Origin of the sequence: Mesorhizobium sp. M0047, assembly GCF_040323315.1 — a bacterium.
In the GTDB taxonomy this organism is placed as follows: Bacteria; Pseudomonadota; Alphaproteobacteria; order Rhizobiales; family Rhizobiaceae; genus Mesorhizobium.
The window spans coordinates 1-26313 of the sequence record NZ_JAMYUW010000047.1 but is presented as its reverse complement, the minus strand read 5'-3'; the positions used below and the strand labels follow the sequence as shown (position 1 = coordinate 26313).

The window sequence follows — 26313 nt, the reverse complement described above, 5'->3', positions numbered from 1 at the left end:
GAGGCGAAGAGTACAAAAATCTGGCACTCTTTCACGTGGCGAATACAACTCTATACGCGCAAGGCGCTTGGGGGAGTTCCCGACTTATCCTGGCCGGAACTGCTCCAGATGACGAACCCGTCGAGCGGGTTCGTCTTGACTCCGACGGTGACGGAGGGGCGATCCCTAGATGCCGCAGTCATTAATCCTCATGTCGGCGCGGAGGACCGCGCCAGCGGCGCCGAAATATTTCGCAGGCGCTGCGCGGCCTGCCACGACGGATCCGGCGCGCGCGCTCCTCTGCTTGACCGGTCACTCATACATGGCGACAGCGACCTGGCCATTTACAAGGTCTTGCGCGATGGCATCGCGGGCACGCCCATGGCTTCCAACGCCGACCTGTCGTTCGGCGATCGTTGGAGGGTTGTAGGCTATATCAGGTCGCTGCAGACGGAGGATTCCGCCAGGAACGTAGACCGCGCGGCTCACCTCGATCTCCGCGTGAGCGACGGCGACCTGCTGGCGGCGAATGCAGACCAATGGTTGACCTATTCTGGTTCCTTGGACGGTCGGCGCTATTCGCCGCTTGCTGAAATCACAAAGGAGAACGTGTCCCGACTGCAGGTCCGCTGGATTCATCAGTTCGACACTTCCGACCGAATTCTTGAGGCAACGCCTCTCGTCGTCGGCGGAACGTTGTTCACCACCGAGCCCCCAGCCAACATCATTGCCTTCGACACTCGGTCGGGTAACGTGATCTGGAAGTACCAAAGACCTGTCCCCGACAACCTACCGATGTGCTGCGGGCGGGTGAACAGGGGGCTTGCTGTTCTGGGCAATACTCTCTTTTTGGGCACCTTGGACGGGATTTTGGTCGCCGTCGACGCCAACACAGGAAAGGTTGTTTGGGAAACCGAGGTTGCCAAACCTTCCGAGGGCTTCACGATGACCGGAGCGCCACTGGTCGTTAACAAGGCTGTCGTGGTTGGAGTTGCCGGCGGCGAATTTGGCGCTCGTGGATTCCTGGCCGCCTACGATGTGACAAGCGGCCAACAGCTGTGGAAGTTCTATACGATACCTGGCCCTGGCGAACTGGGGCACGACACATGGGAGGGCGAAGGCTGGCAATCCGGCGGCGGCCCAACATGGATCACCGGCAGCTACGACCCCTCGCTCGATCTTCTTTACTGGGGAGTGGGCAATCCAGCTCCTGACTATGCCGGCGAGACACGCCTCGGCGACAATCTCTTCACCAACAGCGTGATCGCGTTGCACGCGAAATCAGGCAAGCTGGCATGGCATTTTCAGTTTACGCCGCATGACGAACATGACTGGGATTCCAACCAAACGCCGATCCTTGCCGAACTCAAGGTCCATGGCGTCGATCGCCAGGTGATTTGCTGGGCAAACAGGAACGGCTTCTACTATGTGCTCGACAGGCTCACAGGGGAATTCCTGATTGGAGTGGCCTTCGTGGAGCAAAATTGGGCCGACGGTCTCGATTCCGCAGGACGGCCGATCATGTCTCGCGGCGTTTCGGCTTCGGGACGCCTGACTAAGCCAGGTGGCGGGGGAACGAATTGGCAAAATCCGGCCTTCGATGCGAGCCAGGGGCTGGTCTTCGTGCCGACGACCGAGGGGGCATCCATTTTCTCAAAGACCAGTGGCAAGGAAGTCGCGCAGGGGCAGGGAGGGCTGTACGTTGGGAGCGGGGCCGCGTGGGTCACCCCACCCGTCGCGGCGGTGCGAGCGCTCGATGCAGCGACTGGTAAAAGGATGTGGGAATTCCGCTCGCCCTCGGCAAAGGACACAGGCTACAGCGGCTTGCTCGCGACTGCCGGCGGCTTGGTGTTCGGCGCCTCCGGAGAAGTCCTGTTCGCGCTCGACTCCGCCACCGGACGGGAGCTCTGGCGCGCACGGCTTGGCGGGGAAACGAAAGCGGCTCCGATCTCGTTTATGGTGGACGGTCGGCAGGTCATTGCGATCGCAGCCGGGCGGGCACTGTTTGTCTTGGGACTGTGAGACCGCCGGAGGCCATATCTGGCGTGACGAGAACCAGCCGACAGATTTGCCGGGACTCCAAATCCGATCTGCCAACATCGTGGAGTTCCAGGTCCGCCGCCTGGTCGCCGATCGAGGAAAACCAAAGTTCAGGCGACGCGTGACAGTGAGGCAAAGCCCTCGAAAGGACTAAGAGCGTACCACTCGAAAGAGGTAGTGGGCGCCAAGGCTTCGTCCAACGGGGCATCCTGGCCGCCTAATGGCGTTCTCCCGCACTGCTTTCTGCACAAGTAGCCTCTACGATCATATCTGCGGAGAGGTGCGCGATGAAAGTCATGGTAACCGGCCATCAAGGCTATATCGGCTCCGTAATGGTGCCTATGCTGCTCCGCGCCGGACATTCGGTGACGGGTTACGACAGCGATCTCTACCGCCGCTGCACCTTTGCCTCGGGCGGAGCGCAGGCTTCCGTTCCATCGATCCAAAAGGACGTCAGGGATGTGCATGCGCGCGACCTGGAAGGCTTCGACGCCGTCATCCACCTGGCGGCTCTTTCCAACGACCCGTTGTCCGATCTCGATCCGCAAATCACCTATGAAATCAACCACAAGGGCAGTGTTCGCTTCGCGAACGCCGCGAAGAAGGCCGGCGTGTCACGGTTCCTTCTCGCGTCATCGTGCAGCAACTACGGGCAGGCGGGAGAGGAAATGGTTGACGAAACGGGCGAGCTGAACCCGGTCACGCCCTACGGCTGGTCCAAGGTGCTCTCGGAACGGGATATTTCCGAATTGGCCGACAGCAGCTTCTCTCCCACCTATCTCAGGCCCGCCACAGCCTACGGCGTGTCGCCCCAGCTCCGCTTCGACATTGTGCTCAACAATCTGGTCGCCTGGGCCGTCACCAAAGGCGTGATCCTGCTGAAATCCGACGGAACACCGTGGCGGCCGATCGTCCATATCGAAGACATTTCCAGGGCGTTCATCGCCGGACTGGAAGCGCCGCGCGAGATCATCCACAACGAGGCCTTCAACGTGGGACGTACGGACCACAACTACAAGATCCGCGAGATTGCCGAGATTGTCGCCGAAGTCGTACCGGGCTGCCGGCTTGAATTCGCGTCGGATGCTGGACCCGACAAACGGTCCTATCGCGTCAACTTCGACAAGATCGCGCGCGCCCTTCCGGCCTTCAAGCCGCAATGGGATGCGCGCAAGGGCGCCGAGCAGCTTTACCGGGCCTACAGCGCGTCGAATGTCACACTCGAGGAATTCGAGGGGTCACGCTTCCAGCGCATCGGCCATATCAGGTATCTTCTGGCCAACCGGCTTTTGGACGAGCGGATGCGCGTTACTGAAGGTTCGCGAAAGCTGGAGGGAGTGGCAGGTTAACGGGAATGGAACACATAAGTCCCTGGGGACTCGGCCCGCTTGCGTCTTCCACCACTCTCGGCCAGGAAATCCATGCCCTGGCCGAACGTCTCTTTCCGATTTGCAGGAGCATCACCGGGGACGGTGTGCGACAAACGCTTGATATCCTGTCGGGGCACATTGACCTAGAGCGGCATGAGGTACCCACCGGGACGCAGGTGTTCGACTGGACCGTTCCAAAGGAATGGGACATTCGCTCGGCGAGCATCACAGGCCCGGACGGACAAACGGTCCTGGATTTTGCCGACTCCAACCTGCACATCGTCAACTACAGCTTGCCATTCAAGGGGACACTGCCGCTCAGCGAGCTGAGATCGCACATCCATACGTTGCCAGAACAGCCGCAAGTGATCCCCTACCGCACCTGCTACTACGCCCCGACATGGGGTTTCTGCGCAGACTACGACCGTGTGGCCAAAATGCCTGACGGTCTCTACCGGGTGGAGATCGATGCCGAACTCAAAGACGGCAGCCTCACTTATGGCGAATACCTGCACCGCGGGCAGACAGAGCGGGAATTCCTCCTTTCGGCACATATATGCCACCCGTCATTGGCCAACGACAATTGTTCAGGCCTGGCTCTGCTGGCGACCCTTGCTAGAAGCCTGGAGGCAAGGAAAACACGATACAGCTACCGCTTCCTGTTCGCTCCGGGCACGATCGGCGCGCTCGCGTGGCTGTCCCGCAACGAGGACCGGACACATCTCATCGACCACGGTCTGGTGCTTTCATGCGTGGGTGATGCAGGACGGCCAGCATACAAGCGCAGCCGCCGCGGCGACGCCTTCATCGACCGCGCCATGGCCCACGTGCTCGGGCGCGAAACCGGGGCAAAATTGATGGATTTCTCCCCTTACGGCTATGACGAGAGGCAGTATTGTTCGCCGGGCTTCGATCTGCCGGTCGGCATGTTCCAGCGCAGCGTCCATGGGACCTTCCCCGAATACCACACGTCTGCCGACAATCTCGACTTCATTGGACCCGAGCACCTGGCGGATTCCTTCCGGATCCTGATGGACGTGATCGAGATCGTCGAAGCAGACTGGACGCCGCTGAACCTTTTTCCCAAGGGCGAACCACAACTCGGCACGCGCGGCCTATACGCCGCGCTGGGAGGGCAGAGGTCTTCGGGGGCAACGTCGATGGCCCTGCTTTGGGTGCTCAACCTTGCCGACGGCCGGCATTCGCTTTTGGCGATGGCCGAGCGCTCGGGCCTCCCGTTCAGGGAACTGGCCGCAGCGGCGGGGCTACTCTTGGATCACGGCTTGTTGGCCGACGCGGCGCCATGAACGCTATCCTGCACTAGTGTCGAAATCCGAATATCACGTCTGCTATTTCGATATTCCTAAGGAAATCAGGGGGAAGCTAGTGGAAATTGAAGTGTTCGTACCAAAACTCTTTAGAAATCCATACCGGCGTCTACGATCCGTTTTGAACAATGGAAGATTGTCTGGGTCCAATACTGAGATTTTCAATTTGATTTACAAAACTTCGATCTGGGGCAAATCGGAGAATGGAGTTGCTTACTCGGGATCCGGCTCCTACGATCCATCAGTTGCGACTTATGTTGCGTTCGTGCGGAATTTTATCACCGAGAAACAGGTTGAAAGTATCGTTGAGATTGGGTGCGGCGATTTCGAAGTCGCGCAGAAGTATGCCGACCATGCAAAACGCTATTTAGGAGTTGATGTTTCGTCGTTCGTGATCGAGCAAAACCGAGAAAAATTCGCACGCGAAGGAATTTGTTTCGAGCACTTCGATGCGAGCAAACAGGATCTTCCTAAATCCGATCTGTGCATCATCAGACAAGTTTTGCAGCACCTTGACAATGACACCATCGGTGAAATTTTGGCACGCACGGCTATACACAAATTCGTCCTGATTACGGAGCATTTGCCTGCACCGTCCAGACTCAAAAAACCAAACCTCAACAAGTGGACGGGTCCGGACACCCGCGTTGTATTCAATTCCGGTGTGTACGTTGACCTTCCACCATTTGGGCGGAAAGGAACAACGATGCTGAGTCTACCCGTAGCAAATCCGCAAGCTGGTCCCGGAGAAGAGATGAGGACGATACTTCTTGTAAACTTTTAAGGGATGGAGCCTCCGAGGCTAGAATACCAGCTTCTTCAGCAGCGGCCAGTTGATGTCCCTCTCCGACATCGCCGTCGGCATCAAGGGCCAGCCTATCGAAAAGGCAGGGTCGTTGTAGCGGACACCCCTCGACGCGTGAGGCGTATAGAACTGCGATATGAGATACGAGACCTCGGCATCATCCGTAAGGGTCTGGAGCCCGTGCGCGAACCCGGCAGGTATATAGACCTGCCTCATGTTCTGGGGCGTCAGCTCGAAGCCCAGCCAGCTGTAGCGTGTCGACGAGTTCGGGCGCAGATCCACCACCACGTCGAAAATCGCCCCGCGGACGCAGGAGACGAGTTTAACTTCGGCATAAGGGTCGTTCTGGAAATGCAATCCCCGCAGTGTTCCCTTTTTGACCGAATGCGCGCGGCTGTGTTGGACAAAGCGCGTCGCCAGCCCGCAATCGGCCATCTCCTTTTCACAGAACACGCGCGTAAAGGAACCGCGATCGTCAACCACGGGCGTCGGCTCGATCAACCAGACGCCATTCAGCTCCGTTTCGGTAAATCGCATGCCTCTAAATCCCTGCAGCCGGGCAAGGACCGGCAATCTGATTGTCGCCACCGCCTGCCAGGCTGGAAGAGAGACCTAAGCCTTAGCTGGCTTCTCCGATCGCCGTATGCCGGGCCCACGCTTCCCTATAAGGATTAAGGCACCCAACGGATTGGCAAATCGAACTCGGGGGGCACCCCCCCTAACCTGGGTCCAAATGCGTCCTGCGGAGCGCGGCGGACAGGTCAGCCACCCGCGTCTCCTTTTTCAAACGGGCAGAGGGGTACGGGATGAATATTCAGGCTATCGAAATCGCTCGCGATCAGCATATGGCACGCTTGAATGTCAGTTGCAGGCTGTGCGGATCGCGCCTGCGACACAGTCTGGTCGACCTGGGCATGTCGCCTCCTTGCGAGAGCTTCCTGCAGGCCGACCAGCTTGACCAGATGGAACTCTACTATCCGCTCAATGTCCTGGTCTGTGAATGCTGCTACCTGGTGCAGCTCAAGGAGTATATGAGCCCCGAGACCATCTTCAGCGAATACGCCTACTTCTCTTCCTTCTCGACAAGCTGGGTGGCCCACTCCAAGGCATATTGCGAGGCGATCGCGAAGCGACTGGGGCTTGGCGCCCACAGTTTCGCGGTCGAACTCGCAAGCAATGACGGTTACCTGCTGCAGCACTTGCTGGCACTTGGCGTTCCCGTGCTTGGCATCGAGCCTGCGGCCAACGTCGCGCGCGCTGCAGTCGAAAAGGGCGTGCCCACGCGGGTCGACTTCTTCGGGGTGCGGCTGGCACTTCAGATGGTGGCCGAAGGGCTCCACGCCGACCTTATTATCGGCAATAATGTCTTGGCGCAGGTGCCCGACCTCAACGACTTCGTCGCGGGAATTAAGATCCTGCTCAAACCCGAGGGCGTGGTCACCCTCGAGTTTCCGCACGTCGAGCGGCTGATGGCAGAGAACCAGTTCGACACAATCTACCACGAACATTTTTCATATTTCTCGCTGCTGACGATCGATTTCATGGCGGCCCGACACGGGCTGCGGCTGATCGACGTCGAGGAACTGCCCACCCATGGCGGCTCGCTACGGGTCTATCTCGCCCACCAGGGCAGCGACCGGGCCACGCGTGACAGTGTCGCCGAACTGCTCGACCGCGAAAAGAGGCATGGGCTGACGGAAATGACGACCTACGCCTCTTTCGGTTACAAGGCGCAGCGCGCGAAGCGCGATCTCCTCGCGTTCCTGATTTCGGCCAAGGAAGAGGGTAAGACGATTTGCGGTTATGGCGCGCCTGGCAAGGGCAACACGCTGCTCAACTACTGCGCCATCGGCACCGACTTCCTCGATTTCACGGTTGACCGCAATCCTTACAAGCACGGCCGCTACACACCGGGCATGCACATCCCGGTCAAGCCGATCGAGGCGATCGAGCAGGCCAAGCCAGACTACATCCTGATCCTTCCGTGGAACCTGAAGGACGAGATCATTCAGCAGATGCACCATGTCGCCGCTTGGAACGCGAAATTCGTGGTGCCAATTCCTTTCGTAACCGTGATCGATCCATCGGAGTTGAGAAAATGAAAGTCGTCCTTTTCTGCGGCGGCCGTGGGACCCGCATTCGCGACTATTCCGACAGCATACCGAAACCGATGATACCGCTCGGCCACCAGCCGATCCTGCGCCATGTGATGCAGTGGTACAGCTACTACGGGCACGACGAATTCGTCTTGTGTCTGGGCTACAAGGCCAATGTCATCAAGGATTTCTTCCTGAATACCCGGCCGCAGACCTTTTCCGATTGCGTCGTCACGCATGGAGGTCAGGACGTAAAACTGCTCGGTGACACGATCAAGGACTGGAGCATTACCCTTCTCGATACGGGCATCTGGCGTAACATCGGAGAACGCCTCTGGGCAGCGAGGGACCACGTCAGGAATGAAAAGATGTTTCTGGCCAACTACTCTGATGGCCTGACCGACGTCGACCTTGACGATGTGATCGCGAAGTTCGAGGCCAGCGACAAGATCGGCTGCTTCCTGGCTGTGCGCGCGCCGCTGACGTATCATTTGGCCGACATCGCTGAAGACGGTCGCGTGCGCGAGTTTCGCACGACGGAGACGTCCGAGATCTGGATCAACGGGGGGTATTTCGTGTTCCGCCCCGAAATCTTCGACTACATGCGTGACGGCGAGGAACTCGTTCTCGAACCTTTCAAGCGATTGATCGACGACAACATGCTGATGGCATACAAGCACGAGGGGTTCTGGCGCTCGATGGATACGCTTCGCGACTGGCAGTCGCTTGAAGATATGGTCGAAAAGGGTGACATGCCCTGGAATATGAGTGTCACCGCCGGGAAGAATAGGCGCAGCGTGGTGTTGGCTGCATCATGAGGGGGCTTGGCCTCGCACGTGGCGGGGAGGAACTTTCGATCCTCTGCCTTGGGGCCCATTCCGACGACATTGAGATCGGCGCGGGCGGCACGATACTCGGTCTGATCGCGTCGGGGGTCAAACTGCACGTCTCCTGGTGCGTCCTGAGCGCCGGCGGCCAGCGCTCGGCCGAAGCCAGGGCTTCGGCCGAAGCTTTTCTCGAAGGATCACGCTCGTCCACAGTCGAGATTGCGGATTTTGAGGACAGCTACTTCCCCGCCCATAGCCGATCGATAAAGCAGTGGCTGATGGACGTAAGATCAAGGATACGTCCGGACGTGGTGTTGACCCACGCCAAGTTCGATGCTCATCAGGATCACCGGGAGGTCAACCAACTGACCTGGAACGTCTTCCGCGATCATCTCGTGCTCGAATACGAGATTGCGAATTGGGACGGCGATCTCTGCCAACCCAACGCCTACGTGCCGCTTACGGCAGACCTGCTGGAACGCAAGCTCGGACTGCTTCATGAGCACTTCGGGTCGCAGCGCTCCAAGGACTGGTTCGATCGCGAGACATTTGCCGGACTTGCACGGTTGCGCGGGATGGAATGCCGGGCGCCCGAGCATTATGCCGAGGCCTTCACGCTAAGGAAGGTCAAGATTCTGTAGCGGCTCGCGCGCATTTTTCGCGAAGAAATGAGCAGTGGATGACCGGATGAAACAGATTGAACTGACCGCGCGATCTGTTAATTAATTCGCTGCCGCTGGCCGAAAATACCCACAGAAAATCCTACGGCGTTCTTTTCTACCATTTTATTTTGAGGTTGAAGGGATTTTTGTCAAAATGGGCAATGCCAACGTTGCGCCTGGATTTACTTGCAGCGAAGCTCGAATTGGAACCGTCGATGGGGGAGAAGACGGGGTTCTGGTGTGGAAATCCGACCAGCTGGTCGCCGTCCTTACCCAGATTGACGAGGAAGCCTACTGCATGAAAGGCAAATGGTTCCTCGAGACAGGCTTTGGACTGCTGAGCGGGTTGCACAAGAACTTCGATACCATCGAGGAAGCCGTTATTTGGGTGAGAAATCACACGTTTCCCGAGCTTGTTGCCACTGCAGATTGATTAGGCGGTTTCCGCACGAGCCATCGATGGCTTCGACTTTGTCCTGCACCTCTGCTCGCCCTCATGGGGTGATAGCTTGTGCCTTGTTGTTTCCCGCAACCGACGAAGTGAGATCCTGTCCCATGGCCCAAGGACCACCGCGGGATTGCCGCGATGGTCCTTGGTGGTTCGAGAGGATGAGGAAGGCCTCAGACGCGTCAGGATGTTGCCGCGGGCCGGCTTTCGGATTGTCCCATGGCCATAGCATTCGGGACTTGAAAGGTCTCTGGCGTTCTCGTTGGTTCATCTCGGCCATCACCAGTGTTGAAACGGCGGAAGACAACCTGTGACGGGCGGCCTACCAAGAAGCGGCTCGTTCCTGATTCCAGGGCCTGAGCATACACGGCCAGTGCACCATCGATGGCCTCAATCGTCTTCATGACGGCCGCGTCGTCATGCGTATAGCTGACGACGAGAGACGGCATAAGCACTCCACGCCTGATCGTCTCCTGCAGGAACAGCGAGCGATATGCCTGCGACGGCTTTCCGTCAGGGTCGAACGTGGCAAATGCTAGGCAGCAGGGACGGCCGACTACCTTGAAGTGCCTATCCACCCCATGCCGACTGGCGGCCTCTGTGATCCCCTTCTTCAGTTTCGTCCCCTGACAGTGCAGGTGTTCGATCACCGGCTCGTTTTGGTAAGTCCGCATGTTTGCGATCGCCGCCGCAAGGGCGTGGGTCTCCGCGCCATGCGTGGTCGACAGGAGAAACACCCTTGGGCGGTCCGTATGCTCGAGACCGCCGAGCCGCATATATTCGCGTTTGCCGGCGAGGGCCGAGACCGAAAACCCATTGCCAAGCGCTTTGCCGAACGTCGACAAGTCCGGCTCTATGCCATAGAGCTTCTGCGCACCGGCCGCATGCCATCTGAACCCGGTGATCATCTCATCGAATATGAGCAAAGCGCCCTTTTCCCTGCAGAGACGCTGGACTTCATGAAGGAACCCGTCCACCGGATCGTCGCCGCGGGAGGGCTCGAGGATGAGGGCTGCCAACTTGCCGGGGTGCCTGTCGAACAATTCCTTCACGCTTCCGATGTCATTGTACCGGAAAGAAACTGTGAGCTTTCGCACTGCTTCCGGAATGCCGGCATTCATAGGTGTGGTTCCGATAAACCAATCGTCCGTCGAAAAGAACGGATGATCGGAGCAGCAGGCAACGAGATCGCGACCTGTATAGGCGCGGGCAAGGCGAACTGCTCCGGAGGTCGCATCGGATCCGTCCTTGCAGAACTTCACCATCTGCGCCCCGATAAGCTCCAGGAACGTCTCGGCGCAGTCGATTTCGATCCTGGCAGGCCGCGTAAAATTCGACCCCCCTTGGAGGACCCTTTCCACCGCTCGAACCACGGACGGGTAGGCATGCCCCAGCCCGACCGAACGATTGCCCATGCCGTATTCGATGTACTCGTTGCCGTCGACGTCCCAGACGTGGCACCCTGAGCCACGTTCGATGAAGCCAGGCGCCAGGATCGGATACTGGTCCTCGCCTTTCGCGTAGGTGTGGCTACCGCCGGGGATCAGTTCGCGACCGCGTTCCTGTAGGCGGGCGGATTTGCGAAAACGAAGGCTTTGCTCGGACATGCCAACCACTCCATTCCGGCGACAAGTCTACATGCTCGGCTCAGGTTTGCGCGTTCGCCATAAGGTTAGGAGCTAGCACTTATGGTGGATAGCCAGACAGGCACCGACTTTGCTGCCGCGCAATGGAACAGCCTTTGAGGGGGCCGCAGAACCAGATTATCGCGACCAATCGAGCGAATCGGAGCACTCCGTGAATATCTTCCTGCAGCACGCGGTCAGGAGTTCGGGGCAATGAAACGATCAGAAGGAGCCATTTGTCTCGAGTGGCTCCCGGTAGCGCGACAACGCGAAATCTGTGAATCGGCCCTTTAATTGCGGGTGATTGTCAATCCGAGTTTCGCTCTGTCATCGCCGGGGTCATGGTCCTTTCCGAGGTCGAATGCCTCATGATGATGTTCGGGTTGGGCGCCTCAACGTGTGCAACGAAGTTCGAAGTCGACGTCAGCCGATTCAACGAGGTCACCACAACCACCGTCCCGGCGGGGACATCACGGGTTTCGGAAGCGGACCCGCGATTGGGATCGAGCGCGGATCTGTCACGCCATCTTTTCGCCGCCCACTCAAAGCTGGTGCCGTCAACCCAGAGGCAGTGGAGCAGAACCGCGATCTTGCGAGCAACCGCCACTTTCGCCTTTTTCATGCCGATCCGCTTCGACAGGCGAACGCCCCACGCCTTCAGCGTCGACCATTTCTTTGTCCGGTGCATGAGGACGCTGGCCGCTTCGTATAGATAGGTCCGCAACAGCCGATCTCCCCAGCGTGAGACACGGCCGTTGACATCTGTTTCCCCAGATTGTTTTCGCCGCGGTGTCAGACCAAGGTAGGCGCCGACGTCACTGGCCGAGGAAAAGCGCGAAGGATCATCGATCGTGTGGCGGTAGGTCAACGCCGTCACGACGCCGACGCCAGAACCGTCATAAGCCGGCGCGTGGTGTCATCCTCACGAGCAAGGCGTCGTACCTGCCGCTCCAGCTTTTCCTGTTCCCTGCAGGCCTGTTCATGGACGGTCAGAAGCGGCTCGATCACGGATCGAAGCTGATGCCCGTCGACAACCAACGCCTCGACCTTTCGCCGAAACTGCGCACCGATTGAGCGACTGAACTGCAGCCCGTACTCTTTCAGCATTGACCGAACTTGGTTCTCGAGATCGCGGCGGATGGCGATAAGTCGCGATCGCGCCACCAGGAGGGATCGGGTTGCCTGGGTCTCCGTGCTTTTGACCTTGACCTCCCGATACCAGCCGACGCGAACCAGCTCGGCGAGGCCGCGGGCATCGTTCTCATCACTTTTGTTCATTCGAACTGAAAGTGCCGCCTTCGCATGTCGAGCATCAATGCAGACAACCGGCATTCCGACCCGTTTAAGCTCATGCCAGAGCCAGCTGGACATGGCGCCCGTCTCGAATCCGATGCGCTCGGCGTGAGGTGCGCGTTTGCGGAGCAACTCGGTCAGTGCTCCTGGATCGGACTTCACTTTTCCTTGGAAGACAGATCTTCCAGCATCATCGACGACGCAAACACTGGTCTCTCGCTGCGACACATCTAATCCGATATATTGCTTCACTGCGGCCTCCTCGATCTCAATGGTCGGCGGCTTTTGCCGTCAGCCGAATCTTCGTTCAAAGGAGCGACGGCAGCAATTACGTCATCGTGTGCAAAATTTGGACGCCTATCTGGAGTGCGCCCCCCAGACCGGACAGGTCAAGTCGCAGCTTTGACCATCTGCCGGGCGTGTTGGTCCTCGAACTGTTGCGGGCTGAAACAGCCGAGGGCTGAGTGCAATCGGCGGGTGTTATAGACCTCATCAATGAAGCGGGGAAAAGCGACGTCGGCGGAGCTTTCGTAAGCTATCGGATAGACGGCTTCGACCTTCATCGTCTTTATGAAGCTTTCCGCTTTCGCATTATCGTATGGATTGCCGCGCCGGCCCATCGACCCAAGAAGATCGTGCTCGGCGAGAACATTGCGGTAGATGAGTGCGGCATATTGGGCGACCCTCGGTCCGAGTGATGGACGCAGCCCGGCGGGGGTTTTCGTCGGACGTGGCGCGCTTTTCAGGGCCCCCGCGAAATCGACCGTTCACTGAAATGTGTCCGTCGATGGAAAAAATACGACCCGCCAGGACTGAACCGGGTCGGGCCGTCTTGTTGATGCGATTTACTCTTAGCCCAGAGGTCTTTCCACGAAGAGATCGTTCACCTTGTAGGCCACCTCCGTGCGGTTGGTCGCCTTCAATTTCTTCATGATGTTTCTAATGTGAACCTTCACGGTGCTTTCGCAAAGATTCAGTTCGTGGGCGATAATCTTGTTCGCCTTACCGCGTCGCAGCGCCTGGGCGACCTCTGTCTGCCTGAGCGTGAACATGCCCGTCAAAGGTCGGGGGTCGCAGTCGCCTGATTTTATCAAGTGCCGCATGGAAAGGACGCTGCTGGCCGGAACGAAGATGCCTCCCGCCGCCGCCAAGTTGATCGCCTCGACACACACATCGATACCGACCGAAGTCGGAATGTAGCCGCGTGCGCCGCATTCGAGAGCCGTCAGCACCTGTGCAAGGTCTTCGGTGTCGGCCAGGATGACCAAGGGGACGGCCTTGAACTCGGACGAAATATGCCTGATTTCGTCTGCGATGCCATGATCGGTCATCTTCCGGCCGCCAAGGTTGAAGAGTATGGTTGCAAGGGAAGAGGCCGCCGCCTTCCTCACGCGCCATTCTTCGATCGAAGCCATGGCGACGACCGCCATGCCCAGTTCATGGTCCTCAAGGGCCGATGCGAGACACTCTCGGTCCAAGGCCCTTCCGTCCAGCATGAGCAGGTATTGCTTGCCTGCTTCTTGGTGGAGATTTTCTGTGCCGCTGGACGGAACTCTTGTTTGATTTGTCGAACCGTAATTGTGCAGTCCTGCAGTGGAAACCATACCTACACTCACCCTTCCCCAACGAAAGCTGCCTAAGGAGCCCGATAGGCACCCTCATTTCTATAGAATTGGAAGTTTGTTACCCCGCCCCATTTTCTACGCTCAAGGCTGATTACTAGCCTCAAGAAAGCGGCTGCTGAGCTAAAAGCAGCTTCGGCAGTGTATGGGCTATTTATAAGAGGTCTCTAACATAAGTTAATTTTAGGTAAATTTTTGCGTTCGAGTACGACGAGGTCCCAAAACGCTTCGACAGGCTGGAGCGGGCCGAGCCTAAGACGCAGACCCCGTCCTGCACTAAGCTCTAGAATATCCTGAGCTACCGCACCGTGTTGGAGGCACCTCCTACAGACTAGCTTCATCAGCCGGCAAATCACCGAGCTTGCGATTGATTCCGGCCGGTCTCATCCCATAGAAGGTAGTGGGGTTCGCACGCACCTCCTGATAACGTGGCATCATGCCTCCAAAAGCTTGGTTGACGACGTATGGGCCACGCTGAACACTGGAAAGCCGGCGTCTGCGCGAGCTTACGCGGCCTGTCTGCGAACAAAATGCGGAGACAGGATAGGGGAGCCACCGCCGCCCAACCCCATGGCTCCCCTATCGCTCTGCATGGCGACCCACTTCCCGCACTTGATTCTGGAACGGCAAGATCCGCCGGCAGGGCACGGCTGACGTCGGCAGATGAAGCCGTTCATCGTTAGGATTCGCCAGACAAGGGCATGATCTCAGGCGGTCCCTAGGGGGGTGGCCTCGCTTAGCCGCTGAATATCCAGAACCGTCCCGTCAGCCTGGATCTCGGCTTCGAAAGCCTCGATCAGTCTTTTGGCGGCTTTGCTGGCAATGTGCGACTCGGGGTAATTTGCCTGCACTACCCGCGCACGCTCGTAGATTTCCCTGAATTGCCTGATCTGGTTGGGACTGAATGCGCGATGTACAACCTGTGTGGTCATACCGCCTCTCCTCCTGGTGCCGGAACCTAAACAACCCCCCATTGCCCAGCGCTCCCATGATTTCATCATCGACACAGGATTTGCAACTGAAATCGCAACAAGCCTGGGCCGGTATTGTAAGATACTATTTTCTATGGTCGAGGCGTTCCTTAGTAGGCGTTCGCCCGATTGCGAGTTAGCCGTTTGCAGGAGGGCAGGGAAGCATAGTGAAGAACGCCATCACGAAATGGCTCAGGAAACCACTGACCAGCGCCGGTGACGCTTCGCTCGGAACAAAGGGCAGGGAGCCTTTCGCCTCACCCGAGAGAAGTGCGCGAAGCCGACCCCGTCATGAGCCGGTCGGTGCTGATCGCGGTTGACATCGACTGGGGAGGAGGGGTCTCAAGTCTCGATGGCATCGATCGCGACATTGAGGTCATATAGGCCCTTGAGGGCATCGTGGGTTCCCCTTCCAGGCGGTGGCATCGTCGAAGCCCCTCAGATTGAGATGGGGCACTCGGTGCGTTCATCCGCAATAGTCAGCTGACCCAAGAAGTGTGCCGAGGGAGTTTGCCCTCCTGCCGCAGCAATCCTTATAGGATAGGTGCCGTTGGCCGGCTATGGTGACAACCCGTATGCTCAAAAAGACAGGGCGACCGACGATTGGTTAGGGGTTGGGGTTGGGGGCACCGGTCACCCACAGGGCAAGGGGCCATGGTTGCTACAGTATGCTCAGGCCCTGCCACACTGTGCCCATCTCTGATCGTTGAAGCGAACCGATTTTCGGTTAGCAGACCGACATCGAGTCAGCTGACGGCTCAACGAACGTCCAACGAGAGCGATTAGCAGGAGGTCAAGGATCCGTTTGGTGACGTGTGGAGGCAATCAGAGGCAAAAGGAGGCCGTTAGTCATATCGATTGACACTACATCGCACGGGCAAGCCCATATGTGAAAGGCGTCGGCCCGCCCGCATCGGCGTCGAAAAACGGAGGCTCGGTTGAAATGGGAATCGCTCACCCGGGCCCGGTTCCGCGCGTCCCGTTTGACGTGCATCCGTCAAGAGCACACCGTGATCGGGGCTAACTTCACCATTCAGGGAGCGGTCACAGGGCTTAATCATAGTGGAGGAGCCGACACAATCGACGTGAATGTGGTAATTTATCTACTGGGGTTGCGCAACGGAGCGGGTGAGTGGACCATGTTACGACGTGGCGGACTAGTTAGCCAACGGAAGGACGCCAAAGGACTCGCTCCAATCCAACAACAGCGGTCAACGAGGCTGTACTTGAGTCCGAGCGCGCCGAGAGACATCCCAAGGCTTGTGGATTGAGACGGCTTCGGTCCTACGCCCAGTGGCTCGTGCCAGATGATCTGGCCGTGTTCAATGAAGAGATCGATTGTTCCGCAATTTTCGGCGTGGCGGCAAGTCGCTGCGGAAGAGGTATCCATGGTCTCGGACAGACTAAGGGCTAACGCCCGACGAGCGGCCGAATTTCTGGAGGTGCTGGGAAATGCGCGGCGGCTGCACATTTTGAGCTTGCTGCACGACAATGAATTGCCGTTCCGGAAAATTCGCGAACGGCTCGGTATTAGCCGGGCCGCCTTGTGCCAGCACATGGCCAAGCTCCGGGCAGTTGGGCTCGTGAAGGTCCGATACGAGGGCCGGAAGATCTATTATTCCTCCGAAAATCGAGCGGCGCGCGATCTGCTTTGCAAATTGAATGTCGTGGATGCTGGCCAGCAGTCTGCACAACCGGCTGCGTCCAGTGGCGTTGATGTGTCAGGACCTTGTGCACCCGGCCCAGTCGGAAAAAGCTGAGCTTGTGTCAAAGCTTCAGCAATTCCCAGAAGACGAATGATCATCCCCAGGGATGCCAGTTTGACTCCGTTGGATCTAGAATCTAGAAGCTCACCCGCGCGATTGTTGAAGGTTTGCAGGCGTGGCCATCGATGAATTGCTTGCCATGCGCTTTTCGCTGAAGCCCAGCGCGACGCTCCAGAGACCCGCCATCGCCTCGATGTATCTCGGTGTCGATGACGTGGATGCCTTCGCCGTCATCGATGATAAGGGAGCCCACCTCGAGATGCCGCTTCGCGTTGGCAATAGGCGTGAAGATAATAGGTGATGTCGCGCCCCCCTGCTGAGTTCGGAGACTGCTCCAGGATAGCGTCCTTTCCTTGCGTCTGGGTCGCTGCGCAGGCCGTTAGGCCAGGCTGGAGGCTGACTTTACGACGGTGTAGAAATCACGGGCATACGCTCCTTGCCCGAGCTGTCCATAGGATGAACCTTTCCCAAACGGAACGTGGTAGTCGACGCCCGGAGCCGCGTCTATGGAGCGCTCAGCCGCGCTCCTATCCGCTTTGGTGTACAAACCGACGAGTTCACATTCGGGTCGACTCGCCGCCCTCAGCCAAGGCGCCGGCGATGCACTTTCTATGGCTGGTCACGATCGTCTCCTCTAGAGAGGATAGAATGCGATGGGGAGCCGCCTTCGAGCAGACGGTCGACGATCATCGCGCCGATGGGAATGGCAGACGTGGCAGCAGGTGACGGCGCATTGCAGACATGCAGCATCCGCTCGCTTTCGACAAACAGGAAATCATGGACAAGGGTCCCGTCGCGCAGCACCGCTTGTGCACGAATCCCGGCGGCCGGCGTTCGCAGATCCGCCACTGTAAGCTCCGGGCAATACTTTCGGCACTCTTCCAGATACTTCGCCCTGGAGAAGCTGTTCGAGAACTCCCGAAGACCGGAACGCCAATTGCGGCCGATCACACGCCAGAAGCCCGGAAAGGCTGCCATGCTGGTCAAATCGCCGAGGCTGAAGCTCGCCTTCTCGTATCCCTCACGGGCAAAGCCGAGCACCGCGTTGGGACCTACGGTCACGCGGCCGTCGATCATTCTGGTAAGATGGATGCCAAGAAACGGCAGGTCTGGATCTGGAATCGGATAGATGAGGTGTTTGACAATGGCCGAACGTGATTCTGGTAATACGAAATACTCACCTCGAAACGGTACAATGCGATGCTGGATGTCGAGCCCCGCAACCCGGGCGATTCGGTCCGATTGCAAGCCAGCGCAGGCGACAAGACGCCGCGCCCTCAGTTTGTCCCGGCCGGCAAGTACCGTGACGTGTCGGTTTTCTTCCTTAACTAATGTAACAGCTTTGTTGAGTCTGATCTCAATTCCGCGCTCCTGTAAATCTGCTGCCATGGCTGCGCAGATGAGGCGATAGTCGACAATGCCGGTAGCGGGCACGCGCAGGGCCTCAAGCCCGACAATATTTGGCTCGGCCGCTTTCAAGGCATGGCCGCCAAGCCGTTCAAAAGCGATATCGTTAAGCCGGGCCCGCTCCTCCAGTGCTTCCATGCGCTGAAGTTCGCGATTGTTCGTTGCGACTAGCAATTTGCCGCAAGTCTCGAACGCTATACCCTTTACCTTGCAGAAGGCTTTGGTAGCCTCGGCACCCTCGCGGCAGAGTTTGGCCTTCAGGGATCCAGGCTGATAATAGACGCCGGCATGGATGACGCCACTGTTGTGGCCGGTTTGATGGGCAGCCAACTCCTTCTCCTTTTCGAGAAGGACAATGCGCGCGCTGGGCTCTCTCTGCGCTAGAGCGGTGGCCGTTGCCAGCCCGACAATTCCACCGCCGACAACACAGTAATCGTACTCGCCGAGATTTGCGAGGCGCGGTGCGCTCATGCGTGCTGGCCACCATTGATGTGAAGCTCCGCGCCCGGCCAGGCGCACTCTTCAGAAAACGACTGTCGAGACACGGCGATGATACGCCAACCGTGTTCCTGAAACAACTTGACGGTTGCATGACCGATACCTCGACTGGCTCGTGTCGAAAGCATGCCCCAGTACCACACCCGCTCTCGGACCGGATGTATGATGCATCGAGCAACGTGTCGCCGGCTTCCGGGGCTCGTCGCGGAGAAATTTCCATGACCCAGTTGCAAGTTCTCGCTCCTACGTGGATGTCAGCCGGGGCCAACCTGTTGCTCGCGTTTCATCCGAGTGGTTCATACGAGAGGTTGTTGTCCCTGACCCATCTATGGAGCTCGGTCAAAACCCGATCAGAGCACAGCCGCACGCGGATCGTGGAAAGTGCGGCATCCGGGTGGAAGCAAGCCGCGACAATGCCGAACGGCTTTGGCTGATGGTTCCGGATTCGGACAGACTGATTGCTTCCACGCATTGGAGCTTCGGCCGATTCTACGCTCGGTCATTCCGAAGGGTTCGCCAACCACACTATTCAGCGTCACTCCTCACGCTTTGCCGGAGCGCCGCGCCGGAGCTGAGTGGTGGGCGGCGTCGAAAATATGGGCTTCCATCCGGTGCAGGGCCAGCATCCACGAGAGGTTTCGGCAAAATACCTGCCGCAACAGATCGAAGTGTTTCCCGGAACCATCGCCGAAAACATCGCGCGCCTGCGCGACGTCGACAGCGAAGCCGTCATCGCCGCGGCCCAACTTGCGGGCATCCACGAGATGATCCTGCGCTGCCGAACGGTATCGGACCGAGGTCGGACCCTACGGCGTCCGCATCTCGCGCGGCCAGCGCCAGCGCATCGCGCTCGCACGTGCGCTGTTTGGCGATCCACCGCTGATCGTTCTCGACGAGCCGAACACCGGCCTCGACGGCGAAGGCGAGGTGGCGTTGTTCAACGTGCTCCAGCAGCTGAAGGAGCGCGGCCGCACGGTCATTCTCGTCAGCCATCAGACCAATTTTTTGCGCACGGCCGATCATGTCGTGCTCCTGCGCGAGGGATCCGTCGCGATGTTCGGCCCGCGCGACGAGGTGCTCTCGGCGCTGGCAGGCGAGCCTTAGGCGCATCCCGGTGCCGGCGGCAATTCGGGACAAGATCGCCGCAAACGCGGCCACAAACCTGAAGGCGGTGGAGTGAGCCATGGACGAGCGATTTTGTGACTTCTCGACGATGCTGAACCGGCTTGCGGACGGCCTGCGCGATCTGGCCGGCAGGCTGATCATCTCCGCCGGGCAATTCATTGCCACAGTGTCAGTCTGGTTCGACGGGCTCGACCAGCCGAAGCGCATCGCTCTAGCGGCGGCGGCAGGCGCGCTCTTCCTGCTCGTGACTCCGCGGCTCGTCCGGCGACGGTCGCATGCATTCCAGGCCAGCAAGCGCGACCTCAATCAACGGACGCGGCCCGCGCGCATGCTGGGCTACGTCTCGGCGATGGTCTTCGTCGGCGGCGTCGCCGTCTGGTCGAGCGTCGCACTTCTGGCAAGCGCCGTCGTCGCCAATGGTGTCGTCAGTCCGGAAGGCTATCGCAGAACCGTCCAACATCTAGAAGGCGGCATCACCGGGGCGATCCATGTGAAGGAAGGCGACAAGGTCAGCGCCGGCCAGGTCTTGGTCAGCTTGAAGACAACCGAAGCGCAAGGGCGCTATGACGAGGTGCAGGGGCACTACATTCGCCTGCTGGCAACCGAGGCGCGCCTGGTCGCGGAGCTTGCCGGTGAGGATGGGATAGCTTTCCCCAAGGAGCTGACATCGATCGACAATGAGGTTGCGCGAAATGTTGTCGTCGAGGAGCAGGCGCTGCTCGACAGCCGCCTGGCAACCCGTGAGGGGCGCACCCAAATCCTCAATAGGCGCATCGCGTAGATAGAAGAGCAAAGCACTGGATCGAGGACGTGATGGCCGCCGAGGCGGAGCAACTCGGCCTGATTGACCAGGAGATCGCCTCCGCGCAGGAAATGTACAAGAAGGGCCTGGAACGCTTGCCGCGGATATTGGCGCTGCAGCGTGCCCAGGCGGACATCCGCGCCAACCAGGCATCGAGCCGGGCGCAGGTGGCGAAGAACGACCAGCAGATCGGCGAGACCAAGTTGCAACTGCTCAATCTGCGCCAGCAGGACAGCGAGAGTGCCAACGAGGATCCTTGCCAAAGGTGCGCGCAGACCTCGCCGAACTGCGGAGCCAATTGCCCTCGCGCCAGGATGTGCTGGCGAGGACCGAGATCGTCGCGCCAATCGCCGGAACGGTGATGAACGTGCGCGTAACGACCGAATCGGGGTGTGATCTCCAGTGGTCAGCCGCTTCTCGATATCGTTCCAAACAAGCCCAATCTGGTCATCGATTCACGCATCAAGCCGGCGGATATCGACGTGGTGCATCCGGACATGCCCGCCCGCGTGGTCCTGTCGGGCCTATCCGAGCCGGCACCCGCCGCAGATCCATGGCCTGCTCACCCCAGTGTCGGCCGACCGGCTGACAGACGAGAAACCGGCGAATTCTTATTTCCTCGCCAAGGTCAAGATCGACGCGGCCGATCTTAAAGATCTGCACGAGATCCGTCTGTCGCCCGGCATGCCGGCGGAAGTCATGATCCTGACCGGGGAACACACCCTGCTCGACGATATGCTGGCCCCGGTCCAGGCCTCACTTACGCGCACTTTCAGGGAGAATTGAACAAGAGAGTGACTCGCCAACGGAAATAGGGTGAGCGCCTGATTGGCGGCGCTTCCGTCGGACTAGGTTGCCGTCACTGTCAGATTGATCGACGGCTGGGTCTCGAAGTCGAGCGTGCCAGCGTGCCGTTGGCCGAGCGCGTGATGACGCCGCTGCTGGCATTGAGGGCGAAGCGAGAGTCATTGATGCTGTAGGTGACGGTCGAGCCGGCATCGGGATCCGTGGCCGAGGCGGTGATCCCAAGGCCGAATGGATTGCCGATCGCCACAACAGTGTCACACACGCGGAGTGCATCGGAGTTGCCGAAAGGAAGCGCCGTGAGCCTACTCGCCTTGATTCTGAGCAAGGCGACGTCCGTCGCCTGATCGTTTCCTACAAGCTCCGTTTTGAAACGGCGGCGATCTCTTAGCGTCACCGAGATCTCACTGGCATCGGCGACGATGTGACGGTTGGTCAGGATAAGGCCCTTGTCGGCATCGACAATGACGCCGGAACCGGCGCTCACCCGGGGTTGCGCCTCAGGCATGTCGAAGTAGCGGCGGAAGTAGGGTCTTGTAGAGCGGGTTAATCTGCCCAGGCGAATGCGAAGTGACGGTAATTTTGACCACCGCGGGTGTCGCCTGCTCAAGCACGTCGGGCAGTGGCCGCTGGCTGCCGGCGCTGACGACAGGCGCGGTTGCGGCCGGGAATGCTGGCATTGGAGTAAGCGCGAAATAGAGGGCGGCGAATGCGCCGATGTATCTTGACTATCCCACAGTCATTGTTTTCGGCCCCGAATACGATCTCGCACCGGAATTCCCGACCCTGAAAGGCTGCAAGTGACTAGTGGCGGAGCAGGCTGTCCTCGTCAGCAGGTACATCGAAAAGCCTCCGGCGATGCTGAACCCTGAGAAGTATCCGTTTACCCATCGCCCGATTCCGTCCACGATCAATCTGCTGGGACCATTGTCGCCGGGCGGACTAGCGTACGATTTCGCACTGCTCTTGTTCCGAGCCAACTCCTATCCGACGATAGATGAACGCTTTGTCCGCCGCAGCATTTGCCGCGATGAGCTGTGTTTCGTCGATGAGCGTGGCCATGCGAGCGTGGATCGGCGACTTGATGCAGACCGGATCCGTTGCGGCGGCATCGCCGGCAATCGCCATCGCCTGACATCTGCAGCCGCCCCAATCGATCTCGCGCCGCTCGCAGCTTCGGCACGGCTCCTGCATCCATTCGGTCCCGCGGAAGGCATTGAATGCCGGCGAATCGATCCAGATCTCGGCGAGCGGGCGCGTTCCGAACCGTTCGAAGCGGAGCGAAGGAACCGTCTGTGCAGCGTGGCAAGGCAGCACGGTCCCGTCGGGCGTCACCATGAAGGCGTCTCGCGCCCAGCCGCCCATGCACGGCTTTGGATAGATGGCAAAATAATCCGGGGGGACAAAGTCGATGTTGATGATGCTGGCAAGCCGTTGCTGCGCCGCCGCCACGATCTCCGCCTGCCTGTCGACCGCAGCACGTTCGGGCATCAGCCAATCGCGATTGGCCAGCGCCCAGCCGGCATACTGCACGTTGGCGATCTCCAGCCGCTCCGCGCCCAGCGAGAGGGCTAGATCGATGAACTCCGGTACTTGCTCGATGTTGTGACGATGGATCGGCGCATTAATGGTGAGCGGCAGCCCGGCCGCGCGGGCCCGTCGGGCCGTCTCCAGCTTCTTTTCATGACTTCCCCGGTGGTTGCCGATACGGTCGGTGGTCGCCGGACGGGCACCCTGAAAGCTTAGCTGCAGATGGTCCAGACCGGCTTCCGCAAGGGCCTCGAGGCGGCCTTCGGCAATGTTGATGCCGGCGGTGATCAGGTTGGTATACACTCCGCGCGCCGAAAGCCCGGCGATCAATTGTTCGAGGTCGCGGCGCAACATCGGCTCGCCGCCGGATAGATGCACCTGCAGAACGCCGAGATCGGCGGCCTGCGAGAAGAGACCGAGCCAGGTCTGCGTGTCGAGCTCGCGATTGGCCTTCAGCAATTCGAGCGGATTGGAACAATAAGGACACTGCAGCGGGCAGCGATGCGTCAGTTCCGCCAGCATCCCAATCGGAGGGAGAACGGGCTCGCTCATAGCTTCACCAGCAGCTTGTCCGACCATTCCTGCAGGAAGGCGATGACGTCGGCTGCCACGACCTCCTGTTCTGCTTCATAATCGGCGGCGAGACCGGCGATGATGTGGCCGACAGTGGATCGCCCGTCGCATCGGCGCAATATGTCGAGACTGATCTCGTTTGGCCAGAATACCTTCTCCGGCGAAAGTACGGTGAAGGCCTGTCGCACGGGGTCGTACTGTATGCGCACGTGCTTCGGCAGTGATGGCACCGATCGCAACGACACAATCGCTCTTTCGCGCAGCGCCATCATCAGGTTGCCTCCGGGTGGAAGGCGCCGGGCGGAATGTTTCCCGACGCGCCATAGGCATGCTGAAGCGCGTCGAGCATGGCCCACAGTATATCGCATTTGAACACCAGCGCATCGACCGCCTGTTGCTGGCGTTCGGCCGTATCGGCATGGCCGAGCACGTAGGCGAGGGCGAAGTCGGCATCGCGCGATGCCTGTTCGGGCCGCCGGCTGAAATAGGCGAGCGAATCCTCGGTGACGTAATCGTATCTGGCCAGCATCGCCGGCACTCGCTCGCTGATGATGAGCGGCGAGAACATTTCGGTTAGCGACGATGCGACCGCCTCCAGCAGCGTCCGGTTCGTGCAGAATGAAAGGTAGGCGCCGACGGCGAAACGGGTCGCCGGCAGCGCCAGCCGTTCGCTCTTGACGGCTTCGGCATCGAGCCCGAGCGAGGTGGCCAGATGCAGCCAGCGCGCTACGCCGCCGCTCCAGCCGTCCTCGCCGTCATGGTCCTCGATGCGTTTGCGCCAGGCGGCGCGAAACGCCGGATCCTCGGCACGTGCCAGGATCATGGCGTCCTTGCGCGGAATGACGGCCTGGTAGCAATAGCGGTTCAACGCCCAGGCCTGCATCTCGGCCTTCGACAGGGCGCCAATGGTCATTCTGTGGTGGAAAGGATGGTGGTTGTGATAGCGCTCTGCACCGACCTGCCGCAGCAAGGCCTCGAGCTCGCTCCTGGACAGGCCACCTCTGGCCGCGTCTTGGAAATCGCTCAAAAGTCCATCTCCATTCCATCGCTGGCGACTTCCCAGCCAGCCGCTTTGACCGCCGCCTGTTCGGCGGAATTCTCGTCGAGAACAGGATTGGTGTTGTTGATATGGACGAAGATTCGGCGGCCCATCTTCACATCGGCCAGACCGGCAATCGAACCTGCTTCTCCAGAAATTGCGATGTGCCCCATGCGCGCACCGGTTTTCTGACCGACGCTGGCAGCGATCATCTCGTCGTCTGTGTAGACGGTGCCGTCGAACAGAAGGCAGGCGGCATCGGCCAGACGCGTACGCAGGGCGGCATCGATGCACGCGCAGCCCGGGATGTAGAAGACCGCGCCATGACTGCCGGCACCGGTGATGCGCACTCCAATCGTGTCGCCCGTATCGGAGCTGAAATCGGCCCTGGGATCGCCGCTTTGCTCGAGATAGAGCGCGATCTTCCCGGGCACGGGAAAGACATCGACGACCACACCGGTTTCATGGCTGCCCGCATCGCAGATCGCCAGTTCTCCCATTGGTGCCAGGAGGCGTCGCGGCACGATCGCCGGATCGAGAACGCTGAAAATCGAATTCGCCTCCAGCGTCGCCAGCACCTGTGCGCTCGCATAGACGGCGAAAGGCTGTCGTTCACGCAGGCTGAGCAGGCCGGCTATATGGTCAATGTCGGCATTGGTCAGCACCACCGCGCGGATAGGCGTCGAGCGCAGCGGCGCCTCGGCTGCGGGCTGCAGCTCTGGCGTCTGCGCAATCTGCTGGCGAATGTCGGGTGAAGCATTGAAGAGAACCCAGCCTGTCCCGTCCGCCGACGCGGCAATGCTGGATTGGGTTCGTGGATGCACGCCGGGCGTCCCGGTGCGAGCTGCGCGGCTCAGGCGATAGTTGCAGTTCCATTGCGGAAAGCCGCCTCCCGCCGCCGATCCGATGATCTTCACACGCATTGTGATCTACCCGCTCCGCAGCCCATCCGAGCGGCAGGATATTCTCGCGCAAGAGGCCTCGCGCCCGGATTTTCCGCGGCAAAGCCGTCGCGAGATCGGCAAGGGGGGTGTATGTCCCTGTTGCCAAGGACGCGCACCTTTGCTGCCTATTTCCTGGGAGGACTTTCAGCAGGCAGATATCGCGAAATTTCGAAGCCCGCAGCCACCTGGCACATGGTGGGTTTTTTCCAGCTCTTCTTCTTCATGGCATTCTCCTCTTCTGCCAGCCCGAAGGGGCCGGTCATGTCGTTGGCGCCATTGCGAGCGCTGCGATGGCGCGTCCATTATCTCACAAATGGACAAATGAAGCATTGGGTTCTCAAACAGCCAGAAAACAAAGGAATAAAGCATAACCGCCTACTTTAATGATCTGTTCCTTCTCTCCTCTCTCCCGCTGATGCCGATCAAGTCACCCCGGCGCCGCCGTGTATAGGATCGCGGCATCGATCTGGCCGGCGAGCATGCCTTGAGCACAACCTCTCCCATCGACGGATCGTCTCGACGCCCTCGATATCGGATGCACAAGCACGTAGGAGGAGCGATAGTAGGCATTGGTCGCGCGCTAGGACCTGAAAGTAGCGGGATATTGGTGATCACGCAATTAAGCCGGAAGGAGTACGCCCAGCCGTAGGCCCGCCGGGCGGTTGTCTGTCGGGAGGAGACCGGCGATGGACGCAAGCTTTCTCGATCATATTGACGACATTGAAGACCCTCGCGTGCCCGGAATGGTGGTCTATCGGC

The 26313-nt window shown here is 59.3% G+C and carries 27 protein-coding genes and 2 pseudogenes; 13 read left to right on the top strand and 16 right to left on the bottom strand.

The genetic code is table 11. The annotated features are described in order from the left end of the window. Positions 1-108 precede the first annotated feature (108 nt). The 4 genes from NKJ89_RS30405 (at position 109) to NKJ89_RS30390 (ending at position 5501) form a co-directional block, all read left to right on the top strand. Positions 109-2001, top strand: a complete 1893-nt coding sequence (locus NKJ89_RS30405) for an outer membrane protein assembly factor BamB family protein (protein WP_352607997.1) — start codon at positions 109-111, stop codon at positions 1999-2001. 305 nt (positions 2002-2306) lie between these two features. Further along, positions 2307-3368, top strand: coding sequence for an NAD-dependent epimerase/dehydratase family protein (locus tag NKJ89_RS30400; protein WP_352607995.1), 1062 nt, complete (start codon positions 2307-2309; stop codon positions 3366-3368). Positions 3369-3373: 5 nt separating this feature from the next. Then, complete coding sequence (locus tag NKJ89_RS30395; RefSeq protein WP_352607993.1) at positions 3374-4696, top strand: DUF4910 domain-containing protein; 1323 nt, start codon at positions 3374-3376, stop codon at positions 4694-4696. A 187-nt stretch (positions 4697-4883) separates the two neighbouring features. Continuing rightward, positions 4884-5501 carry a class I SAM-dependent methyltransferase gene (locus NKJ89_RS30390; protein ID WP_352607992.1) on the top strand — a complete coding sequence of 206 codons (618 nt, stop codon included), beginning with the start codon at positions 4884-4886 and terminating at the stop codon, positions 5499-5501. 18 nt (positions 5502-5519) lie between these two features. Here NKJ89_RS30390 and rfbC read toward each other — a convergent pair whose 3' ends face one another. Further along, positions 5520-6059 carry a dTDP-4-dehydrorhamnose 3,5-epimerase gene (gene rfbC / locus NKJ89_RS30385; RefSeq protein ID WP_352607991.1) on the bottom strand — a complete coding sequence of 180 codons (540 nt, stop codon included), beginning with the start codon at positions 6057-6059 and terminating at the stop codon, positions 5520-5522. A gap of 269 nt (positions 6060-6328) precedes the next feature. On the opposite strand from rfbC, the gene NKJ89_RS30380 reads away from it, so the two are divergent. The 4 genes from NKJ89_RS30380 to NKJ89_RS30365 all read left to right on the top strand — a co-directional run bounded on the left by NKJ89_RS30380 (position 6329) and on the right by NKJ89_RS30365 (position 9540). Continuing rightward, positions 6329-7624: a methyltransferase domain-containing protein gene (locus NKJ89_RS30380; protein ID WP_352607989.1), complete on the top strand. Its 1296-nt coding sequence runs from the start codon at positions 6329-6331 to the stop codon at positions 7622-7624. Beyond that, positions 7621-8436: a sugar phosphate nucleotidyltransferase gene (locus tag NKJ89_RS30375; RefSeq protein WP_352607987.1), complete on the top strand. Its 816-nt coding sequence runs from the start codon at positions 7621-7623 to the stop codon at positions 8434-8436. The genes NKJ89_RS30380 and NKJ89_RS30375 overlap by 4 nt, the downstream gene beginning before the upstream one ends. After that, positions 8433-9086: a PIG-L deacetylase family protein gene (locus tag NKJ89_RS30370; RefSeq protein WP_352607985.1), complete on the top strand. Its 654-nt coding sequence runs from the start codon at positions 8433-8435 to the stop codon at positions 9084-9086. Before NKJ89_RS30375 ends, NKJ89_RS30370 begins: the two co-directional genes overlap by 4 nt. Positions 9087-9261: 175 nt before the next feature. Next, positions 9262-9540 (top strand): hypothetical protein, encoded by a 279-nt coding sequence (locus NKJ89_RS30365; RefSeq protein WP_352607983.1) that lies wholly within the window; start codon positions 9262-9264, stop codon positions 9538-9540. A 197-nt stretch (positions 9541-9737) separates the two neighbouring features. Here the strand turns inward: NKJ89_RS30365 and NKJ89_RS30360 are convergent, their stop codons facing one another. The 5 genes and pseudogenes from NKJ89_RS30360 to NKJ89_RS30340 all read right to left on the bottom strand — a co-directional run bounded on the left by NKJ89_RS30360 (position 9738) and on the right by NKJ89_RS30340 (position 15027). Next, complete coding sequence (locus tag NKJ89_RS30360) at positions 9738-11162, bottom strand: glutamate-1-semialdehyde 2,1-aminomutase (RefSeq protein ID WP_352607981.1); 1425 nt, start codon at positions 11160-11162, stop codon at positions 9738-9740. A gap of 536 nt (positions 11163-11698) precedes the next feature. Continuing rightward, positions 11699-12725, bottom strand: a pseudogene (locus NKJ89_RS30355) (IS110 family RNA-guided transposase). A gap of 137 nt (positions 12726-12862) precedes the next feature. Then, complete coding sequence (locus NKJ89_RS30350) at positions 12863-13093, bottom strand: integrase core domain-containing protein (RefSeq protein WP_352607979.1); 231 nt, start codon at positions 13091-13093, stop codon at positions 12863-12865. A 231-nt stretch (positions 13094-13324) separates the two neighbouring features. Next, positions 13325-14077 (bottom strand): LuxR C-terminal-related transcriptional regulator, encoded by a 753-nt coding sequence (locus NKJ89_RS30345; protein ID WP_502904183.1) that lies wholly within the window; start codon positions 14075-14077, stop codon positions 13325-13327. 725 nt (positions 14078-14802) lie between these two features. Continuing rightward, positions 14803-15027: a hypothetical protein gene (locus tag NKJ89_RS30340; RefSeq protein ID WP_352607977.1), complete on the bottom strand. Its 225-nt coding sequence runs from the start codon at positions 15025-15027 to the stop codon at positions 14803-14805. Between the two features lie 1346 nt (positions 15028-16373). Here NKJ89_RS30340 and NKJ89_RS30335 point away from each other — a divergent pair. Further along, positions 16374-16826, top strand: coding sequence for an ArsR/SmtB family transcription factor (locus NKJ89_RS30335; RefSeq protein ID WP_352607975.1), 453 nt, complete (start codon positions 16374-16376; stop codon positions 16824-16826). A 121-nt stretch (positions 16827-16947) separates the two neighbouring features. Then, on the top strand, positions 16948-17133 hold the full coding sequence (locus NKJ89_RS30330) for a hypothetical protein (protein ID WP_352607973.1): 186 nt from the start codon (positions 16948-16950) through the stop codon (positions 17131-17133). A 308-nt stretch (positions 17134-17441) separates the two neighbouring features. Here NKJ89_RS30330 and lhgD read toward each other — a convergent pair whose 3' ends face one another. From lhgD to NKJ89_RS35845, 4 genes and pseudogenes are all read right to left on the bottom strand, one after another. Next, complete coding sequence (lhgD, locus tag NKJ89_RS30325; protein ID WP_352607971.1) at positions 17442-18710, bottom strand: L-2-hydroxyglutarate dehydrogenase; 1269 nt, start codon at positions 18708-18710, stop codon at positions 17442-17444. 17 nt (positions 18711-18727) lie between these two features. Next, positions 18728-18865: pseudogene (locus tag NKJ89_RS30320) on the bottom strand (oxidoreductase); the annotation flags it as partial. A gap of 414 nt (positions 18866-19279) precedes the next feature. Further along, complete coding sequence (locus tag NKJ89_RS30315; protein ID WP_352607969.1) at positions 19280-19498, bottom strand: hypothetical protein; 219 nt, start codon at positions 19496-19498, stop codon at positions 19280-19282. Beyond that, a complete protein-coding gene (locus NKJ89_RS35845) occupies positions 19467-19922 on the bottom strand; it encodes a hypothetical protein (protein WP_502904182.1) in 456 nt (151 codons plus the stop codon). Before NKJ89_RS35845 ends, NKJ89_RS30315 begins: the two co-directional genes overlap by 32 nt. Between NKJ89_RS35845 and NKJ89_RS30305 the strand changes: the two genes are divergently transcribed. From NKJ89_RS30305 to NKJ89_RS35840, 3 genes are read left to right on the top strand one after another with little or no spacing between them, the layout of a single operon-like run. Then, a complete protein-coding gene (locus NKJ89_RS30305) occupies positions 19921-20643 on the top strand; it encodes an HlyD family secretion protein (RefSeq protein ID WP_352607967.1) in 723 nt (240 codons plus the stop codon). The genes NKJ89_RS35845 and NKJ89_RS30305 overlap by 2 nt on opposite strands. Positions 20644-20675: 32 nt before the next feature. Beyond that, positions 20676-21026, top strand: coding sequence for a hypothetical protein (locus tag NKJ89_RS30300; protein ID WP_352607966.1), 351 nt, complete (start codon positions 20676-20678; stop codon positions 21024-21026). 40 nt (positions 21027-21066) lie between these two features. After that, on the top strand, positions 21067-21450 hold the full coding sequence (locus tag NKJ89_RS35840) for a beta-barrel domain-containing protein (protein WP_502904181.1): 384 nt from the start codon (positions 21067-21069) through the stop codon (positions 21448-21450). A 79-nt stretch (positions 21451-21529) separates the two neighbouring features. Here the strand turns inward: NKJ89_RS35840 and NKJ89_RS30290 are convergent, their stop codons facing one another. From NKJ89_RS30290 to NKJ89_RS35835, 6 genes are all read right to left on the bottom strand, one after another. After that, complete coding sequence (locus NKJ89_RS30290) at positions 21530-21955, bottom strand: S1C family serine protease (protein ID WP_352607962.1); 426 nt, start codon at positions 21953-21955, stop codon at positions 21530-21532. 455 nt (positions 21956-22410) lie between these two features. After that, positions 22411-23550, bottom strand: coding sequence for a pyrroloquinoline quinone biosynthesis protein PqqE (gene pqqE / locus NKJ89_RS30285; protein WP_352607961.1), 1140 nt, complete (start codon positions 23548-23550; stop codon positions 22411-22413). Further along, the gene (gene pqqD, locus NKJ89_RS30280) at positions 23547-23843 is read right to left on the bottom strand and encodes a pyrroloquinoline quinone biosynthesis peptide chaperone PqqD (protein WP_352607960.1); all 297 of its coding nucleotides are present in this window, start codon (positions 23841-23843) and stop codon (positions 23547-23549) included. The genes pqqE and pqqD overlap by 4 nt, the downstream gene beginning before the upstream one ends. After that, positions 23843-24598, bottom strand: a complete 756-nt coding sequence (pqqC, locus tag NKJ89_RS30275) for a pyrroloquinoline-quinone synthase PqqC (protein WP_352607958.1) — start codon at positions 24596-24598, stop codon at positions 23843-23845. Before pqqC ends, pqqD begins: the two co-directional genes overlap by 1 nt. Then, on the bottom strand, positions 24595-25533 hold the full coding sequence (gene pqqB / locus NKJ89_RS30270) for a pyrroloquinoline quinone biosynthesis protein PqqB (protein WP_352607956.1): 939 nt from the start codon (positions 25531-25533) through the stop codon (positions 24595-24597). The genes pqqC and pqqB overlap by 4 nt, the downstream gene beginning before the upstream one ends. 146 nt (positions 25534-25679) lie before the next feature. Beyond that, positions 25680-25778 carry a pyrroloquinoline quinone precursor peptide PqqA gene (locus tag NKJ89_RS35835; RefSeq protein ID WP_502904184.1) on the bottom strand — a complete coding sequence of 33 codons (99 nt, stop codon included), beginning with the start codon at positions 25776-25778 and terminating at the stop codon, positions 25680-25682. Between the last annotated feature and the right edge of the window lie 535 nt (positions 25779-26313).